Genomic DNA, 18355 nt, shown 5'->3' with positions numbered 1-18355 from the left:
ACTGTGCCGTGACAGTCACGAGAACTTCTTATTACGCGGAAGGCATGGCGGCAACGACGATGCGTGTACCTGCGAGCCGGTCGTGCAGAAACTGGCGGCTCGCGCCGAGGCGCCCGGTGGCGGCCCACAGGACGAACCAGACCGTGGCAACCATCAGCGTGTGCGGCAGCGAGAGGCCGAGCAGGGGATGCAGCGCAAGCGGGGGCAGAAACCACAGCCAGGCCAGCAGATAGCGCAGGACGGCCCGTGGCGCGGACAGCGGCGAGCCATTGGCGGCGACTACGCGCAGCCGCCAGGTTTTCATGGGTAGGGTTTGTCCGCTGTGGGTCCAAAACCACACAAAGTACAGACCGACCACGAAACCGATCCATGCGGCCATGATGTTGTGATGGGTCAGGCCGTTGCGTTGCTGCGTCAATGTGCTGAAAAGATATCCGGCGATGAACACCACACCGAACAGGATGACGCCCTCATAGAGCATCGTTGCGAGCCGGCGGCGCACGGACGGCGTGGCCGGTAACGGAGCCGCGGGCGGTAGGGGCGTGGCAAGCGGATCGGACACGTTGGGCGCGGTGGGCACGTTCATATGTGGGAGACAGGAGCCGAGGCCGGATCGGGCGCGCCGTGCTCAGGAGCCGCCGTTGTAAATCGACGGTGTTTCGCGTGGCATGATCGGCGCCGGAGTCGGCGCGGGCACCGGCGGGACAAGGCTGCCGGAGGGCGGCAGCGCAGGCGCGACCGGCAGTGCGCCGCCGGTAGCCGATGCGCTGGCCGTGGCCACTACACCGCTCGCGGCCCGTTCGCGGCCGTTGACGAGGCGTTCGATGTCTTTTAGCTCACTTTTACCGGTGGGCGGAGCGCTCACGACCGTTGGCCGCCGCTTACGCTCGCTCGCCGCGAGCCGCTCTTTCTGCTCTTCAGGTAACTGCTGATACGCCTTCCAGGCCTTCTGGCGGGCTTCCCGCGGCAGTTCCTTCGAAACCTGATAGTTTTCCCGCGCGACGCGGCGCTGGTCCGGCGTCAGACGGACCCATTCGGTCATACGGTCGTGTAAGCCTTTTTGTTGTTCAGGTGTCAACTTCGAGTAACGTGAGGCGATCTTGATCCATTTTCGCTTACGTTCGACGCTGAAGGTATCCCACACGTCGGCAAACGGCGCCAGGGCAACGTGCTCGGCATCGGAGAGACGCGACCATGACAGCGGACTGCTGTTGCTGGCCAGTCCCGGAATTTCAACGCCCAATGCCGGGGTAGCAGGCTTGGCGGGCGAACCGCCAGCAGCCGTCGGCGCCGCAACAGTCGAGGCGCTCGGGTAGAAGCGCGGATAAGTGGCGGCAAATGACACGAGGGCCGCAATGGCACACCCGAAAACAACGGCGAGGCCGCGCTTGTAACTCACCCGAAGAGTCTCCCGCTTAGTGCGCGCGCGACAGATACGCGTTGAAGCCGTGATCGAGGTATGCGTTGAGCGGCAGATCGTCACTCAGCATTGCGGCGTCAATATCGGCGAGTTCAGCGGTGCGTTGCTGGTCTTCCCAGTAGGCGATCGCCACGAGGCTGACCACGAGCGCCGCCAGCGGCCAGGCAAGCGCGAAGCGGCGCAGCGGCGAACGGCGGCGGTGCGGGGCTTCGGCCTGCGGCATGCCGGACAGCGCACCGGCAGCGCCGGCGAAGGCGGGCACGAACACGGGCGCGCTCACTGGCTCGGGCTTCTTGCGGGCGAGCGCAGCGCGGCGCGCCACGGCGAGCCGGTCAACGGCGGCGGGGGAAATACTGGCGGCGTTTTCGTCGAGCGCGCGGCGTACTTGCCGCGCGAATTCGAGTTCTTTTGTATCGAGAGAGGAGCTCATAGCGTGATTCCTTTGGCCTTGAGCGCTTGTGCCAGCGTATGCGTGGCTCGCGAACAGTGTGTTTTTACACTGCCCTCGGAGCAGCCCATCGCAGCAGCAGTCTCGGCGACATCCATATCTTCCCAATAACGCATGAGAAACGCCTCCCGTTGACGTGCCGGTAATTTTTGGATCTCGTCGTCAATCAACTGTAAGACTTGTTCGCGCTCGAGCTTCTGTTCATTGCTCTCGGCGCCGACGGAGCCCTCTTGTGCTTCGAATGTCTCCAGCGGGTCGAATTCGTCATCCTCGGAGTTCCCGAGCGACGAGAAGAGACTGACCCAAGTATTGCGCACTTTCTGCCGACGAAAAAAGTCGTGCATCGCATTCTGCAGAATACGCTGAAACAGCAGCGGAAGTTCAGCTGCTGGTCGGTCGCCGTATTTTTCGGCGAGCTTGATCATCGCGTCTTGCACGATGTCGAGCGAGGCGTCGTCGTCCCGCACGGCGTAGACCGTCTGCTTGAACGCGCGCCTTTCGACGCCCGCCAGAAAATCGGCGAGTTCCTTGTCTGATGCCATCCGTTGGGGGTCGGCGCAGCGAGCGTGCGCGTAATCGATCGAAATTGTCGTAAAACTGGCGGATGCTAACAAACTTTCGCCCCGCTGGGGAAAAACACGAAGCCCTATCGATGCCTGCGACAGCCTTTTGTCCTGTTTTGACCATCCTGGGACGGATGGCGCGGAAATATTTTCTTGACCATCTCGCCGTCAGCAGATATCTTCGACGGTTCGCAACATAAGTGACTTGTCTCATTTGAGGTGTGGCCCAAGAAGCTCACCTGCCAAAGTGGACGCGCCGCTTGAACCCGAGCCACAAGCCCGGCAGAGAGCACCCGATCAATTTTTTGCCGAAAATTCGAAAGGTGATTGTGATGAATATGCCCAGCGCGGAATTCTCCACGTCGGATACGACTCCCCATCGCGAAACTGACTCCTCGATTGGCGCCACCGTGCTCATGCGCGCATTGGCCGACGAAGACGTCGAGTTTGTCTGGGGCTATCCTGGCGGCTCGGTACTCTACATCTACGACGAGCTGTACAAGCAGGACAAATTCCAGCACATCCTCGTGCGCCACGAACAAGCCGCTGTCCATGCCGCAGACGCGTATTCGCGTTCCACGGGCAAGGTCGGCGTGTGTCTCGTGACCTCCGGCCCCGGCGTCACCAATGCGGTGACCGGCATCGCGACCGCCTACATGGATTCGATTCCTCTGGTGGTGATCAGCGGCCAGGTGCCTACAGCCGCCATCGGCCAGGATGCGTTCCAGGAGTGCGATACGGTCGGCATCACGCGTCCGTGCGTGAAGCACAACTTCCTCGTGAAGGACGTGCGCGATCTCGCCGCCGTCGTCAAGAAAGCGTTCTACATCGCCCGTACCGGCCGGCCTGGCCCGGTGCTGATCGACATTCCGAAAGACGTGTCGAAAGCGCCTTGCCAGTACGAACCGCTGAAGAGCGTGTCGCTGCGCTCGTATAACCCGGTGACGAAGGGTCACTCGGGCCAGATCCGCAAGGCCGTGTCCTTGCTGCTCGGCGCGAAGCGTCCGTATATCTACACCGGTGGCGGCATTATCCTGGCGGATGCGTCGCGCGAGCTGAACCAGTTCGCCGATCTGCTCGGCTACCCTGTCACCAACACGTTGATGGGTCTGGGCGGCTATCGCGCGAGCGACAGGAAATTCCTCGGTATGCTCGGCATGCACGGTACCTACGAAGCCAACATGGCCATGCAGAACTGCGACGTTCTGATCGCCATCGGTGCGCGCTTCGACGACCGTGTGATCGGCGACCCGGCGCATTTTTCGTCGGTGCCGCGCAAGATCATCCATATCGACATCGATCCTTCCTCCATCTCCAAGCGCGTCAAGGTCGACATTCCGATCGTGGGCGACGTCAAGGAAGTGCTGAAGGAACTGATCGAGCAGTTGCAGACGGCCGAGCATGGCCCGGACACCGCGGCGCTCGCCTCCTGGTGGAAGGACATCGAAGCCTGGCGCGCCAAAGACTGTCTGAAGTTCGACCGCAAGAGCGACATCATCAAGCCGCAGTACGTGGTGGAAAAGGCGTATGAACTCACCGACGGCAATGCCTTCGTGTGTTCGGACGTCGGCCAGCACCAGATGTGGGCGGCACAGTTCTATCGCTTCAACAAGCCGCGCCGCTGGATCAATTCCGGTGGTCTCGGCACGATGGGCTTCGGCCTGCCGGCTGCGATGGGCGTGAAGATGGCGCATCCGGACGACGACGTGCTCTGTATCACGGGCGAAGGCTCGATCCAGATGTGCATCCAGGAACTCTCGACCTGCAAGCAGTACGAAACGCCGATCAAGATCATTTCGCTGAACAACCGCTATCTGGGCATGGTGCGCCAGTGGCAGCAGATCGAATACAGCAAGCGCTATTCGCATTCGTACATGGATGCGCTGCCGGATTTCGTGAAGCTCGCCGAAGCATACGGCCATGTCGGCATGCGGATTGAGAGGACAGCGGATGTCGAGCCAGCGCTGAAGGAAGCGCTGCGCCTGAAGGATCGCACCGTGTTTCTCGACTTCCAGACCGATCCGACCGAAAACGTCTGGCCGATGGTTCAGGCCGGCAAGGGCATCACTGAGATGCTGCTCGGGGCGGAAGATCTATAACGACGGTTCTGTAGCGCCGGCTTCTTTCTGCGCGCCTCCACAAAAGGCGAGGGCGAACGAAGCGGCGCGAACCGGCTCGCATACGTCGACAAAACATCTGGAAGAAGCGAAATCATGAGACATATTATTTCCGTCCTGCTGGAAAACGAACCGGGCGCGCTCTCGCGCGTGGTCGGCCTCTTTTCCGCACGCGGGTACAACATTGAAACCTTGACGGTGGCCCCGACCGAAGACCATTCGCTGTCGCGCATGACCATCGTTTCCATTGGCTCGGATGACGTGATCGAACAGATCACGAAGCATTTGAACCGCCTGATCGAGGTGGTGAAAGTGGTCGACCTGACCGAGGGCGCCCATATCGAGCGCGAGCTGATGTTGATCAAGGTAAGGGCGGTCGGCAAGGAACGTGAAGAGATGAAACGGATGTCGGATATTTTCCGCGGCCGCATCATCGACGTCACCGAAAAGACCTATACGATCGAACTGACGGGCGCGAGCAACAAGCTCGATGCCTTCATTGAAGGGCTCGACGCCACCGCGATTCTCGAAACGGTCCGCACGGGCAGCTCGGGGATCGGTCGCGGCGAACGCATTCTGAAGGTTTGACGCCGGCTTGTATCGATCGAGGCCGGGCAGTGCCTGCACCCACCCGGCCATGCAATACATTCGCACTATTTGAATTTCACCGATTTCACTGAATTTAGCCAAGGAACAGACATGAAAGTTTTCTACGACAAAGACGCTGACCTTTCCCTCATCAAGGGCAAGCAAGTCACCATCATCGGCTACGGCTCGCAAGGCCATGCTCACGCGCTGAACCTGAAGGAAAGCGGCGTGAAGATCACGGTCGGTCTGCGCAAGGGCGGCGCATCGTGGAGCAAGGCGGAGAACGCCGGCCTGCAGGTCAAGGAAGTGGCGGAAGCCGTGAAGGGCGCAGACGTCGTCATGATGCTGCTGCCGGACGAGCAGATCGCCGAAGTCTATGCCAAGGAAGTGCACGCCAACATCAAGGAAGGCGCAGCGCTGGCCTTCGCACACGGCTTTAACGTGCATTACGGCCAGGTGATCCCGCGTGCGGATCTGGACGTCATCATGATCGCGCCGAAGGCTCCGGGCCACACGGTGCGCAGCACCTACTCGCAAGGTGGCGGCGTGCCCCACCTGATCGCGGTTGCGCAGAACAAGTCGGGCGCAGCACGTGACATCGCGCTGTCGTACGCAGCAGCGAACGGCGGCGGCCGTGCCGGCGTCATCGAAACGAACTTCCGCGAAGAAACCGAAACCGACCTGTTCGGCGAACAGGCGGTTCTGTGCGGCGGTACGGTCGACCTGATCAAGGCTGGCTTCGAAACGCTGGTGGAAGCGGGCTACGCGCCGGAAATGGCGTACTTCGAATGCCTGCACGAACTGAAGCTGATCGTCGACCTGATCTATGAAGGCGGCATCGCCAACATGAACTACTCGATCTCGAACAACGCCGAATACGGCGAGTACGTGACGGGTCCGAAGATCGTGACGGCTGAAACGAAGAAGGCCATGAAGCAGGTGCTGACCGACATTCAGACGGGCGAGTACGCCAAGAGCTTCATCATCGAAAACAAGGCTGGCGCACCGACGCTGCAATCGCGCCGCCGTCTGACGGCTGAACACCAGATCGAAACGGTCGGTGCAAAGCTGCGTTCGATGATGCCGTGGATCGCCGCGAACAAGCTGGTCGACCAGTCGAAGAACTAAGCTAGCTGTCGTTCCTGACCGGCGCGGCGCTTTTACGAAAGGCGCCGGTCATGCAAAAAGCCGCCCAAGGGTGCTGAACCCTGGGCGGCTTTTGCTATCCTACGGTTTTACAAAAATACAGAAGCCAATCCATGAATTACCCTCATCCGATCATCGCGCGCGAAGGCTGGCCATTTATTGCCATCGCGGCCGTCGTTGCGTTGTTGATCCAAGCCTTCGCGGGATTCGGCTTTGCCTGGCTGTTCTGGCTGCTGCTCATCTTCGTCGTGCAGTTCTTCCGCGATCCGGCTCGTCCTATCCCCACGCAACCCAATGCCGTGCTGTGCCCGGCTGACGGACGCATCGTTGCAGTCGAAACGACGCACGATCCGTATGCGAACCGTGAAGCGCTGAAAATCAGCGTGTTCATGAACGTGTTCAATGTGCACTCGCAACGCTCCCCGGTGGACGGTGCGATTTCGAAGGTCGAATATTTCCCGGGCGCCTACCTGAATGCCGCGGTGGACAAGGCTTCGACCGAAAACGAACGCAACGCGCTGGTAATCGAAACGGCCAGCGGCCATACCGTGACCTCGGTGCAGATCGCGGGTCTCATCGCTCGCCGTATTCTTTGCTATGTGCGCTCCGGCGAGCCGCTCACGCGCGGTCAACGTTACGGGTTTATCCGCTTCGGCTCGCGTGTCGACGTGTATCTGCCGGTGGGCAGCCGTCCGCGGGTGTCGATTGGCGAGAAGGTTTCGGCATCGTCGACCATTCTTGCCGAACTCGAACTATAAAGCGGCACAAGGGAGGTTTTTCCGATGGCCGCATTCAAGCGTCGTCCCCGTAACACGGCTGCACCGCAGCCGCGGCCGTTCCGCCGTAACAAGCCGATGGTGCAGGACGCAGTGCCGATCGACAGCCGCCGCGCAGCGCGCCAGCAGTTTCTGAGAAAGCGCGGCATTTACCTGCTGCCTAATGCGTTCACCACCGCGGCGCTGTTCTGCGGCTTCTTCGCAGTCGTGCAGGCCATGAACGTGCGCTTCGAAGTCGCCGCGATTGCGATTTTCGTCGCCATGGTGCTCGACGGCATGGACGGCCGCGTCGCACGGATGACGCATACGCAAAGCGCCTTCGGCGAACAGTTCGATAGCCTCTCGGACATGGTGTCGTTCGGCGTCGCGCCGGCGCTCGTCATGTACGAATGGGTGCTGAAGGACCTGGGGCGCTGGGGTTGGCTCGCGGCGTTCGTCTACTGCTCGGGCGCAGCGCTGCGTCTGGCGCGGTTCAACACCAACATCGGCGTGGTCGACAAACGCTTCTTCCAGGGCATGCCGAGCCCAGCAGCGGCGGCGCTGATCGCGGGTTTCGTGTGGCTCGCCACCGATAACCGCGTGCCCGTCAAGCTGGTCTGGCTGCCGTGGGTCGCCTTCGTGCTAACCATCTATGCCGGCGTGACGATGGTGTCGAACGCGCCGTTCTACAGCGGCAAGGCGCTCGACGTGAGGCACCGTGTGCCGTTCGGCGTGATCCTGCTGGTGGTGATGGCCTTCGTGCTGGTGTCGTCCGACCCGCCGCTGATGCTGTTTGGACTGTTTGTGCTGTATGGCCTGTCGGGTTATGTGTTCTGGGGCTACCAGGCGTTGCGGGGCAGGGCCAATCCGGCTCGCTCGGTGCAGCGCGAGCGCTGACAGAACTCCGACACTTGCGCTGACGTGCCAAGTGAGCGCGGCTTGGTTGCAAGCCTGCGCCCGGTTCAGCGCGGTGCTTTCTGCGTCCTGTTACGATCGAAACGGTGGCCTTCCGGCTGCCGTTTTTCTTTGGCGGACACGCTGTGCGGCAGACGCCCCGCCAGGCGCGGACGCCGCCGCAGCATCAGGTTCCGAGCCAATTGCACGATTTTCCGAATGCCGCTATAGTCTACGGATGGTTACCCCACAGTTCTCCTTCCAGTCTCTTCAAGCCGGTGCGCTTCTATGCGTGCTAGCGCTAGCGCGTCTACCGCGCTGATCGTTTTCGCCCTCCGTCTGCCTCGTTCGTTGTTTGGCGTCGCCTGCGGTGGCGCAAACACCCGAATTTCGTTTTCCGACTCCCTATTTGACCGAATCCTCCCAGGAGACCCGAGATGGCAGACAAACTGATCATTTTCGACACGACGTTGCGCGATGGCGAGCAATCGCCCGGTGCGTCGATGACGAAGGAAGAAAAAATCCGCATCGCCAAGCAGTTGGAGCGCATGAAGGTGGACGTCATCGAAGCCGGCTTTGCGGCCAGCTCGAACGGCGACTTCGATGCGATCCAGACGATCGCTTCGATGATCAAGGACAGCACGGTCTGCTCGCTCGCCCGCGCCAACGACAAGGATATTCAGCGCGCTGCCGATGCGCTGAAACCCGCCGATCACTTCCGCATCCACACGTTCATTGCAACGTCGCCGCTGCATATGGAAAAGAAGCTGCGCATGACGCCTGACCAGGTGTTCGAGCAGGCAAAGCTGGCGGTGCGTTTTGCGCGCAAGTTCACCAATGACGTGGAATTCTCGCCGGAAGACGGCAGCCGCTCGGACATGGATTTCCTGTGCCGGGTGCTGGAAGCAGTGATTGCAGAAGGCGCCACCACGATCAATATCGCGGATACGGTGGGTTACGGCGTGCCGGAACTGTACGGCCAGCTCGTCAAGACGCTGCGCGAACGGATTCCGAATTCGGACAAGGCGGTGTTCTCCGTGCATTGTCATAACGACCTCGGCATGGCCGTGGCGAATTCGCTGGCGGGTGTTCAGATTGGCGGCGCGCGTCAGGTGGAATGCACGATCAACGGTCTCGGCGAGCGCGCGGGCAACACCTCGCTCGAAGAAATCGTGATGGCCGTGAAGACCCGCAAGGATTATTTCGGCCTCGAACTCGGCATCGACACGACGCAGATCGTGCCGGCCTCGAAGCTGGTGTCGCAGATTACCGGTTTCGTGGTGCAGCCGAACAAGGCTGTGGTTGGTGCGAATGCATTTGCGCACGCGTCGGGCATCCACCAGGACGGCGTGCTGAAGGCGCGCGACACCTACGAAATCATGCGTGCCGAAGATGTGGGCTGGAGCGCGAACAAGATCGTGCTCGGCAAGCTCTCGGGCCGCAATGCGTTCAAGCAGCGTCTGCAGGAACTGGGCGTTTCGCTGGAGAGCGAAGGCGAGTTGAATACGGCATTCGCGCGTTTCAAGGAACTCGCCGATCGCAAGTCGGAGATTTTCGACGAAGACATTATCTCGATCGTCACCGAAGAATCGGCCGAGGCGCAGCAGAAAGAGCACTACCAGTTCCTGTCGCTGTCGCAGCATTCGGAAACGGGCGAGCAGCCGCATGCGCGTATCGTGTTCACTGTCGAAGGCAAGGAAGTGACCGGCGAAGCGCGCGGCAACGGCCCCGTGGACGCCACGCTCAACGCGATCGAAACGGAAGTCGGCAGCGGCTCCGAGCTATTGCTGTATTCGGTGAACGCGATTACGACCGGTACCCAGGCGCAAGGCGAAGTGACCGTGCGACTGTCGAAGAGCGGACGCATCGTGAACGGCGTGGGCACCGATCCGGATATCGTCGCGGCATCTGCGAAAGCCTATATCTCGGCGCTCAACAAACTGTATTCGAACGTCGACAAGCTCAATCCGCAGCGTTCGGAAGGCGTGTAAGGCCGGCGGCGCGACCCGCACCACGGCTCACAAAAAAGGCCCTCGCCGCACAATGGCGAGGGCCTTGTTGCATCTGGCTTGTGGTTCAGGCTTTAGGCTTCTGTGCGTGAGCCACGTGCTCAGAAGAAACTGCGGCGATCCGGATCGTGCAGCGGATCAGGCGATTTCTGCGTGGTCCTCAAGATGCCCTGATCGTCGAAATAGAAGCTGTACATCATGTACCAGACGTTGTCTTCCAGGTAGCGATAGGTCCAGACCTCGCGTTTCATCAACGGGTAGTACGACGTTTCTTCCGGACGACCGAAATTCACCAGCACGTCGCTCTTGGTCCACTTGCCGATGTCGGCCTTGTAGAACTCGTTGGGCTGCAGGACCTGGCGCACGCTGACGATCTTGCCGGAGCCGTCGATATCCGCGGCGGTGGTGGTTTCACCCATCGGCTGGGTGGGCCACATCAGACGTTTGCCGCCGTTGGGCAGATCGTAGACTTCGCGCGGTGGGCCGAGCTTGGCGACGATGGTGGATTCGTCCGCTCCCTGCTGGAATTGCTGCCACGGCTGCACGCAGCCCGCGAGCAGCAGCGCGCCGAGGCTGGCGAGCGCCGCGCGCCGCAGATGCCCGTGCCGCTGCCGTGCCGACCCGATGGTCGAGGCGAACGCGGATGTGAGGCGGGTAAGCATGAATTCCTCCGATAGCATTGGATGGCGGTTTTTATTCTCGATACGCAATATTTTGACACGCCCGCAGTTCCTCGACGTATCAAGGCGGTGAAGCCGCACTGCAGTTATCCCTGCAGTTATCCCGTTAACGAGCGGCCGCACTTGCTTATTCCACGCCGTGCGCCCTATGATCCGCGCTTCGGACGATTCAGAGGAGCGCTGCGCATGACGGCGAAGTGGGGGCGCGTCGCAGCGGCGGCGCTGGCGGCGGTAGTGATGACAGCGGCGCAGGCGGCCGTGCAGGTTGCCAATGCGCCAGGAGCACAGTCGAGCCCGGCGCCGGGCGGCACGCCGATCCAGCTCGCGCTGATCGAAGGGATGTCCGGTCCGTTCGCGAACGCCGGGGCCGCGGTCGAGCACAATCTGCGCTTCGGCGTCGAAACGGTTAATGCGCATGGCGGCGTCAAACTGGCCGACGGCGCGCATCCGCTCGAACTCGTCGTGCTGGACAGCAAGGGCAGTCCCGAGGAGGCGCTGCTGCAGCTTCGCGCGGCCGCGGACCGCCATATCGGCTATATTCTGCAGGGCAACAGTTCGGCGGTGGCGGCGGCGCTGATCGGCGCGATCGACAAGCAGAACAGCCGCGAGCCCGGCAACCGTGAGCTGTTTCTCAACTACTCCGCCGACGATCCCGCGCTAACCAACGCGGCTTGCAGTTTCTGGCACTTCCGTTTCGACGCGCACGCGGGTATGCGCATGGATGCGCTCGCCGATGTGATTCAGCGCGACCCGTCGGTCAAGAAGGTCTACCTGCTGAACCAGGACTACAGTTTTGGGCACGATGTCAGCGCGCTCGCCCGTTCATCGCTGGCGGCGAGACGCCCGGATATTGCGATTGTCGGCGACGAATTCCACCCGATTGGCCGCGTGAAGGATTTCGCGCCGTATATCTCCAAGATCCGCGCCAGCGGGGCCGATGCGGTTGTGACGGGGAACTGGGGCAACGATCTGACGCTGCTCGTCAAAGCGGCCCGCGAGCAGGGTCTCGATACCAAGTTCTATACCTTCTACGGCAACAGCCTCGGTGCGCCGGCCGCGCTCGGCGACGCTGGCGTCAAGCGCGTGATCGCGGTGGCCGACTGGCACCCGAACGCGGGCGGTGACGCCTCAGATGCCTGGTACAAGGCCTTCCGCGCCCGCTACCCGGCCGCGCAGGACGACTACCCGGTGTTACGCATGGAACTGCTGGTCGAAATCCTCGCCGCGGCAATGAATAAAGCCGGCAGCGCACAGCCTGAGAAGGTCGCGAAGGCTCTGGAGGGGATGAAGTTCGATAACGGCTTCCACCCGTCGTGGATGCGCGCCGACGATCATCAAATGATCCAGCCCCTTTACGTGATGGAAATGGACAAGGCCGGCACGCCCGGTGTGCGCTTTGACAACGAGGGTTCGGGTTATGGCTTTCGCACGGTGCTGGCGCTGCCGCCCGAGCGCACCGTCCCACCGACCTCCTGCCGGATGACGCGGCCATAGGTAGGCCGTTGAGCGCGTGTCTGAACTGACACCCGCGCAACCGACCCGCCGCTGGCCTGGATCAGGCCCGGATCCGGCAAGCTCGCGGCCAGAATTTCGCCCATAAGACCGGGCTGGCGGCCTGTACAGGCTGTGCTACAATACGCCCCTCGTTGTAAGCCACGGCACGGCCTTTCTTCCGTGACCGCCTGTTTAGTTCTCAAGGAAAATTTGATATGACCGCAGTTGAAACAAGCAAGAAGTCCGAAGTCGTTGCGCAATTTGCACGCGCTGCTAACGACACCGGCTCCCCCGAAGTTCAGGTCGCTCTGCTGACCACCCGTATCAACGAACTGACCGTTCACTTCAAGGCTCACACGAAAGATCACCACAGCCGCCGCGGTCTGCTGCGCATGGTGAGCCGTCGTCGTAAGCTACTCGACTACCTGAAGGGTAAGGACGCGGACCGTTACCGCGCACTGATCGAGAAGCTGGGTCTGCGTAAGTAATTGGGCGCGCGGTAAGGCGCTCTCAGCAAGATGCCTGTGTCAGTTTCACTGATACAGGCATTTTGTTTTTGAACGGTGCGCTTCATGTGAGGTGCACCGGTGGTTGTCCGCGGTAGCGTGACGGTTCATGCGGCGGGCAACACTCAACACAGCCGGGCTTCAGGGTAGAGCTTTGTGTCATTCCAGCGGTTCGCGCACGTACTCCGCGTAGGGCGTGGTTCTCTGGAATGGCATAAATAACACTCCTCTTCCCATGTAGCGCCGGTCCTTGCGTTGCCGCGCCGCTTCTGGTCCGCGCGGCATAACGATGGAGTGAAAAAATGACTATGTTCAATAAAATCGTCAAAGAATTTAAGTGGGGGCAACATAATGTTCGCCTCGAAACGGGCGAAATCGCTCGTCAGGCTAGCGGTGCTGTGATTGTCGATGTCGAAGATACCGTTGTGCTCGCAACCGTAGTCGGCGCCAAGACCGCCAAGCCGGGTCAGGACTTCTTTCCCCTGACCGTCGATTACCTCGAAAAGACCTACGCCGCCGGCAAGATCCCGGGTGGCTTTTTCCGTCGTGAAGGCCGTCCTTCGGAGGGCGAAACGCTGATCTCGCGCCTGATCGACCGTCCGCTGCGCCCGCTGTTCCCGGAAGGCTTCTACAACGAAGTTCAGGTCGTGATCCACGTCCTGTCGCTGAACCCGGAAACCCCCGCTGACATCCCCGCGCTGATCGGCGCGTCGGCGGCGCTCGCTGTGTCTGGCCTGCCGTTCAACGGCCCGGTCGGCGCTGCACGCGTGGCCTACATCAACAACGAATACGTGTTGAACCCGACGCGTCCGCAAATGAAGGAATCGGCGCTTGATCTCGTGGTCGCCGGTACGGAACGCGCGGTGCTGATGGTGGAATCGGAAGCGCAGCAACTGAGCGAAGAAGTGATGCTCGGCGCTGTCGTGTTCGGCCATGAGCAAATGCAGATCGCGATCGACGCGATCCATGAACTGGTCCGCGAAGGCGGCAAGCCGGAGTGGGATTGGCAACCGGCCGCGAAGAACGAGCCGCTGATTGCTCGCGTGGCGGAACTGGCGCAAGCCGATCTGCTCGCCGCGTATCAGATCCGCGACAAGCAGGCGCGTTCGACCAAGCTGAAGGAAGTTTGCGCAGCGACGTCGGCCAGGCTGGAAGAAGACGCTGCAGCAAGCGGCACGGTTGCAGCCGACAAGGCTACGGTCGGCAACGTGCTGTTCGACATCGAAGCGAAGATCGTCCGTTCGCAGATCCTGAACGGCGAGCCGCGTATTGACGGCCGCGACACGCGTACCGTGCGTCCGATTGAGATCCGCACCGGCGTGCTGCCGCGTACGCACGGCTCGGCGCTGTTCACGCGTGGTGAAACTCAGGCACTCGTGGTGGCAACGCTCGGCACGAAGGGCGACGAGCAGAACATCGACGCGCTGGAAGGCGAATACCGCGAACGCTTCATGCTCCACTACAACATGCCTCCGTTCGCGACCGGCGAAACGGGCCGCGTCGGTTCGCCGAAGCGCCGTGAAATCGGTCACGGCCGTCTGGCCAAGCGTGCGCTGGCTGCATGCCTGCCGAGCGCCGACGAATTCGGCTACTCGATTCGCGTGGTATCGGAAATCACCGAATCGAACGGTTCGTCGTCGATGGCTTCGGTGTGCGGCGGCTGCCTCGCACTGATGGACGCCGGCGTGCCGATGAAGGCGCACGTTGCCGGCATCGCCATGGGCCTGATTCTCGAAGACAACAAGTTTGCTGTCCTCTCCGACATCCTCGGCGACGAAGATCACCTCGGCGACATGGACTTCAAGGTGGCGGGTACCGAAAACGGCGTGACCGCGCTGCAGATGGACATCAAGATTCAGGGCATCACCAAGGAAATCATGCAGGTCGCCCTCGCGCAAGCGAAGGAAGGCCGTCTGCATATCCTCGGCAAGATGACCTCGGCTGTGTCGGGCGCCAACACGCAACTGTCGGAATTCGCACCGCGCATGATCACCATCAAGATCAATCCGGAAAAGATCCGCGACGTGATCGGCAAGGGTGGTTCGGTGATCCGCGCGCTGACCGAAGAAACCGGCACGACGATCGATATTTCGGACGACGGCATCGTCACCATCGCCAGCACCAGCAGCGAAGGCATGGCCGAAGCGAAGAAGCGTATCGAGAACATCACGCTGGAAGTCGAAGTGGGCCAAGTCTACGAAGGCACCGTGCTCAAGCTGCTCGATTTCGGCGCGATCGTGAACATCCTGCCGGGCAAGGATGGTCTGCTGCACATCTCCGAGATCGCCAACGAGCGCATCAAGGACATCAACGACTATCTGAAAGACGGCCAGCAGGTGAAGGTCAAGGTCATCCAGACGGACGAGAAGGGCCGCGTGCGCCTTTCGGCCAAGGCGTTGCTGAACGACGCCGGGTCGGGTGCACCGCAAGGCGAACCGACTCCGCAGTAATGCAGTAAGGTAGTGGACGGCCGGCAGCGTGAATGCGCGCCGGCCGTTTTTCATGCAGGGTGGATCGCATTGCAAACTGGGCTAAGGTCGGGTTTGCAGTCCAATCCAAACCTTGGAGGTGACGCAGATGAAAGCGATCGAAATTACCGAATTCGGCGCGCCGGACGTCTTGAAGCTCGCCGAGCGGCCCACGCCGCAACCGAAAGCGGGTGAGGTGCTGATCAAGGTCTCGGCCTCGGGCGTAAATCGTCCGGACGTGTTCCAGCGCAAGGGTGGTTATGCGCCGCCGCCGGGGGCGTCGGACCTGCCGGGGTTGGAAGTGGCGGGCGAAATTGTCGGCGGGACGCTCGACGAAAAGCACAACCCGTTCGGTCTGAAGATTGGCGATCGCGTGTGTGCGTTGCTGGCTGGCGGTGGTTACGCCGAATATGCCGCCGCGCCGCTCGCTCAATGTCTGCCGGCGCCCAAGGGGCTCTCGGATATCGAAGCGGCGTCGCTGCCGGAAACCTTCTTTACCGTTTGGAGCAATGTGTTCGAACGCGGGCATCTGGGCGCGGGCGAGGGCGGAGCGAACGAAACGTTGCTGGTGCAGGGCGGTTCGAGCGGCATTGGCGTGACGGCCATCCAGATCGCGCATGCGCTGGGTTTTCGCGTGTTCGCCACCGCGGGGTCCGATGACAAGTGCCGCGCCTGCGAGCAGCTCGGTGCCGAGCGTGGCATCAACTATAAAACTGAGGATTTCGTCGAAGTCCTCAAGTCGCTGACGAACGACCGCGGCGTGGATGTGATCCTCGACATGGTTGCCGGCAGTTACGTGCCGCGCGAACTGACGGCGTTGGCCGACGGCGGCCGGATCGTGTTGATCGCGACGCTGGGTGGCGCGAAGGCGGAGCTGAATTTGCCCGAGATCATGCGCCGCCGCTTGACGGTGACCGGTTCGACGCTGCGTCCGCGTCCGGTGGAGTTCAAGGCGAAGATCGCGGCCCAGCTGAAGGAAAAGGTGTGGCCCCATATCGAGGACGGCCACATCAAGCCGGTGATCTACAAGGTGTTTCCGGCCGCGCAGGCCGCCGAGGCACACGCGTTGATGGAAAGTAGCACGCATGTCGGCAAGATCATGCTGGATTGGACTGCCTGAGCGGTAGCCGAGGCCGCTGGCCGAGCGTGAGAAGGGCGGTTTGCGGGCGCGCAGTTTGACCCAATCCGCTTGCTCACAGTAAAATTGCGTGTTTTGCGTGCGCCGCGTGATTCCGACGGGCGGCCAACGAGGTGCAAACCGGGTCCGCCGCCGCAGCAAGACGAAACGACTAGACGAGACGATGTCGAAACAACGAGCGAAGCTGGTAGTCGGTAACTGGAAGATGCACGGGCGGCTCGCCGAGAACGCGGTTCTGCTCGAAGCTGTCGCGCGAGGCGCCGGAGAACTGCCGGAGAGCGTGCGGGTTGGCGTGTGCGTGCCAGGCCTGTATCTCGCCCAGGCGCAGGCGCTGCTGGACGGTAGCCGCGTCGTGTGGGGCGTGCAGGACGTTTCTGCCTTCACGCAGGGTGCCTACACTGGTGAAGTGGCTGCGCCGATGGCCGTGGATTTCGCTGCGTCGCTGGCGATCGTCGGGCACTCGGAGCGTCGGGCCTATCATCGCGAAAGTTCGGAGCTGGTGGCTGTCAAAGCACAGCGTGTGCTCGAAGCCGGTTTGACCCCTATCGTCTGTGTTGGCGAAACGCTCGAAGAGCGCAATGCGGGCAAGACCGAGCAGGTGGTCGGCACGCAACTGGATGCGGTGCTGGCGAAGTTGTCGCCGCAAGAGGCGGCGCGTATCGTCGTCGCGTACGAGCCCGTCTGGGCGATCGGTAGCGGCAAGAGCGCCACAGCGCAGCAGGCACAGGACGTTCATGCATTTCTGCGTGCGCGTCTCGTAGCGAAAAGTGCCGCGGCTGCTGATGTACCACTGTTGTATGGCGGTAGCGTGAAGCCAGGCAATGCGGAAGAGTTGTTCCGTCAGCCGGATATCGACGGTGGCCTGATTGGCGGCGCGTCGTTGAAGGACCAGGATTTCCTGGCAATCTGCAAGGCGGCCGGCGCGGTGAGCGTCACGCAATAAGCAGGTTGCCCGGGTGCAGTAGACCCATTGAGTGCGGCGCACCTTGTGCCGCGCGATTAAATAAAGACTCAGGTGAGTGTGATGCTGGTTTTGAAAACATTGATTATCGTCGTTCAGTTGATGTCGGCGCTTGGGGTCATTGGCCTCGTGTTGCTGCAGCACGGTAAGGGCGCCGATATGGGTGCCGCATTCGGCAGCGGCGCGTCGGGCAGTCTGTTCGGCGCGACGGGTTCGGCGAACTTTCTGTCGCGTACCACGGCAGTGCTCGCAGCGATCTTTTTTGTCAGCACTTTGGCGCTGACGTATCTCGGCTCGTATCACGCCAAGCCTTCTGCAGGCTTGCTTGGCGCGGTAGCGACCGCTCCGGTTGCAGCGTCGTCAGCAGCTGCTCCGGCTGGTTCGTCGGCTGCTCTTCCGGCCGCTCCGTCGTCGGCTCCGGGCCAGGATGTGCCGAAATAAATTTTCGGCAAAAGTGCCTGTGGTGCGTTGAACAAACTGTTTAAACCAGTTACAATTCAAGTCTTGAAGCGATTCGCGGGTTTTATTGGTTTATTTCCCGGATTGCATACAGTGCCGACGTGGTGAAATTGGTAGACACGCTATCTTGAGGGGGTAGTGGCGAAAGCTGTGCGAGTTCGAGTCTCGCCGTCGGCACCAATGTTATCTTAATGCCAGCCGCTTGCTTCGCTTCGGCTGGCATTGTCGCTTCTGGCTTGGTGTTTGCGTTAAGCTTGCAACGTCAAGCACGCCGAAGTGATTTCGTGCTGGGTGTTTGTCTCCCCCAGCTGCACTCAGAACCAACCGATTGAGGACAGTCTTGAACCTCGCAGCCTATTACCCCGTCTTGTTGTTCCTCCTGGTGGGCACTGGTTTAGGCGTAGCACTGGTCAGTATTGGCAAGATCCTCGGTCCCAACAGGCCCGATACCGAGAAGAACGCACCATACGAGTGCGGCTTCGAAGCATTCGAAGATGCGCGCATGAAATTTGATGTGCGCTACTATCTCGTCGCCATTCTCTTCATCATTTTCGACCTTGAAACCGCGTTCCTGTTTCCGTGGGGTGTAGCCCTGCGCGACATCGGCTGGCCCGGCTTCATGGCAATGATGATTTTCCTGCTCGAGTTCCTGCTGGGCTTCGCCTACATCTGGAAGAAGGGCGGTCTTGACTGGGAATGATGGATTAAT

At 61.1% G+C, this 18355-nt stretch carries 18 protein-coding genes and 1 tRNA gene; 14 read left to right on the top strand and 5 right to left on the bottom strand.

The annotated features are described in order from the left end of the window. Positions 1-31: 31 nt before the first annotated feature. The 4 genes from BUS06_RS17025 to BUS06_RS17010 form a co-directional block, all read right to left on the bottom strand. Positions 32-562, bottom strand: coding sequence for an RDD family protein (locus tag BUS06_RS17025; protein WP_074266147.1), 531 nt, complete (start codon positions 560-562; stop codon positions 32-34). 66 nt (positions 563-628) lie between these two features. After that, entirely contained in the window at positions 629-1399 is a 771-nt protein-coding gene (locus tag BUS06_RS17020; protein WP_074265325.1) for a DUF3106 domain-containing protein, read from the bottom strand. Between the two features lie 16 nt (positions 1400-1415). Next, positions 1416-1850: a DUF3619 family protein gene (locus BUS06_RS17015; protein ID WP_074265324.1), complete on the bottom strand. Its 435-nt coding sequence runs from the start codon at positions 1848-1850 to the stop codon at positions 1416-1418. Continuing rightward, the gene (locus BUS06_RS17010) at positions 1847-2410 is read right to left on the bottom strand and encodes an RNA polymerase sigma factor (RefSeq protein WP_074265323.1); all 564 of its coding nucleotides are present in this window, start codon (positions 2408-2410) and stop codon (positions 1847-1849) included. The genes BUS06_RS17015 and BUS06_RS17010 overlap by 4 nt, the downstream gene beginning before the upstream one ends. Positions 2411-2763: 353 nt before the next feature. Here BUS06_RS17010 and BUS06_RS17005 point away from each other — a divergent pair, with 353 nt between their 5' ends. From BUS06_RS17005 to BUS06_RS16980, 6 genes are all read left to right on the top strand, one after another. Beyond that, positions 2764-4530 (top strand): acetolactate synthase 3 catalytic subunit, encoded by a 1767-nt coding sequence (locus BUS06_RS17005; RefSeq protein ID WP_074265322.1) that lies wholly within the window; start codon positions 2764-2766, stop codon positions 4528-4530. A gap of 114 nt (positions 4531-4644) precedes the next feature. Next, positions 4645-5136 carry an acetolactate synthase small subunit gene (gene ilvN / locus BUS06_RS17000; RefSeq protein WP_074265321.1) on the top strand — a complete coding sequence of 164 codons (492 nt, stop codon included), beginning with the start codon at positions 4645-4647 and terminating at the stop codon, positions 5134-5136. Positions 5137-5247: 111 nt separating this feature from the next. Further along, positions 5248-6264, top strand: a complete 1017-nt coding sequence (gene ilvC, locus BUS06_RS16995) for a ketol-acid reductoisomerase (RefSeq protein WP_074265320.1) — start codon at positions 5248-5250, stop codon at positions 6262-6264. A 131-nt stretch (positions 6265-6395) separates the two neighbouring features. Next, positions 6396-7040, top strand: coding sequence for a phosphatidylserine decarboxylase (locus tag BUS06_RS16990; protein WP_074265319.1), 645 nt, complete (start codon positions 6396-6398; stop codon positions 7038-7040). 24 nt (positions 7041-7064) lie between these two features. Further along, complete coding sequence (pssA, locus tag BUS06_RS16985) at positions 7065-7934, top strand: CDP-diacylglycerol--serine O-phosphatidyltransferase (RefSeq protein WP_074265318.1); 870 nt, start codon at positions 7065-7067, stop codon at positions 7932-7934. A gap of 434 nt (positions 7935-8368) precedes the next feature. Then, positions 8369-9922, top strand: a complete 1554-nt coding sequence (locus tag BUS06_RS16980; RefSeq protein WP_074265317.1) for a 2-isopropylmalate synthase — start codon at positions 8369-8371, stop codon at positions 9920-9922. Positions 9923-10041: 119 nt separating this feature from the next. On the opposite strand, the gene BUS06_RS16975 is transcribed toward BUS06_RS16980, so the two are convergent. Beyond that, positions 10042-10602 (bottom strand): hypothetical protein, encoded by a 561-nt coding sequence (locus BUS06_RS16975; RefSeq protein WP_174567516.1) that lies wholly within the window; start codon positions 10600-10602, stop codon positions 10042-10044. Between the two features lie 204 nt (positions 10603-10806). Here BUS06_RS16975 and BUS06_RS16970 point away from each other — a divergent pair, with 204 nt between their 5' ends. From BUS06_RS16970 to BUS06_RS16935, 8 genes are all read left to right on the top strand, one after another. Continuing rightward, on the top strand, positions 10807-12114 hold the full coding sequence (locus BUS06_RS16970; RefSeq protein WP_074265316.1) for a branched-chain amino acid ABC transporter substrate-binding protein: 1308 nt from the start codon (positions 10807-10809) through the stop codon (positions 12112-12114). A gap of 215 nt (positions 12115-12329) precedes the next feature. Continuing rightward, positions 12330-12602: a 30S ribosomal protein S15 gene (gene rpsO / locus BUS06_RS16965; RefSeq protein ID WP_074265315.1), complete on the top strand. Its 273-nt coding sequence runs from the start codon at positions 12330-12332 to the stop codon at positions 12600-12602. Between the two features lie 320 nt (positions 12603-12922). Then, positions 12923-15070 carry a polyribonucleotide nucleotidyltransferase gene (gene pnp / locus BUS06_RS16960; RefSeq protein ID WP_174567515.1) on the top strand — a complete coding sequence of 716 codons (2148 nt, stop codon included), beginning with the start codon at positions 12923-12925 and terminating at the stop codon, positions 15068-15070. Positions 15071-15197: 127 nt separating this feature from the next. Continuing rightward, positions 15198-16208, top strand: a complete 1011-nt coding sequence (locus BUS06_RS16955) for an NAD(P)H-quinone oxidoreductase (RefSeq protein WP_074265314.1) — start codon at positions 15198-15200, stop codon at positions 16206-16208. 181 nt (positions 16209-16389) lie between these two features. Further along, positions 16390-17169 (top strand): triose-phosphate isomerase, encoded by a 780-nt coding sequence (tpiA, locus tag BUS06_RS16950; protein WP_074265313.1) that lies wholly within the window; start codon positions 16390-16392, stop codon positions 17167-17169. An 81-nt stretch (positions 17170-17250) separates the two neighbouring features. After that, positions 17251-17628: a preprotein translocase subunit SecG gene (gene secG / locus BUS06_RS16945; protein ID WP_074265312.1), complete on the top strand. Its 378-nt coding sequence runs from the start codon at positions 17251-17253 to the stop codon at positions 17626-17628. A 113-nt stretch (positions 17629-17741) separates the two neighbouring features. Next, positions 17742-17826, top strand: a tRNA-Leu gene (locus tag BUS06_RS16940). Between the two features lie 160 nt (positions 17827-17986). Then, positions 17987-18346, top strand: a complete 360-nt coding sequence (locus BUS06_RS16935) for an NADH-quinone oxidoreductase subunit A (RefSeq protein ID WP_074265311.1) — start codon at positions 17987-17989, stop codon at positions 18344-18346. The last annotated feature ends 9 nt before the right edge of the window (positions 18347-18355 follow it).

The organism is Paraburkholderia phenazinium (genome assembly GCF_900141745.1).
Classification (GTDB): domain Bacteria; phylum Pseudomonadota; class Gammaproteobacteria; order Burkholderiales; family Burkholderiaceae; genus Paraburkholderia; species Paraburkholderia phenazinium_B.
The sequence above is the reverse complement of the archived record's forward strand: the minus strand, read 5'-3'. Positions and strand labels throughout refer to the sequence as shown.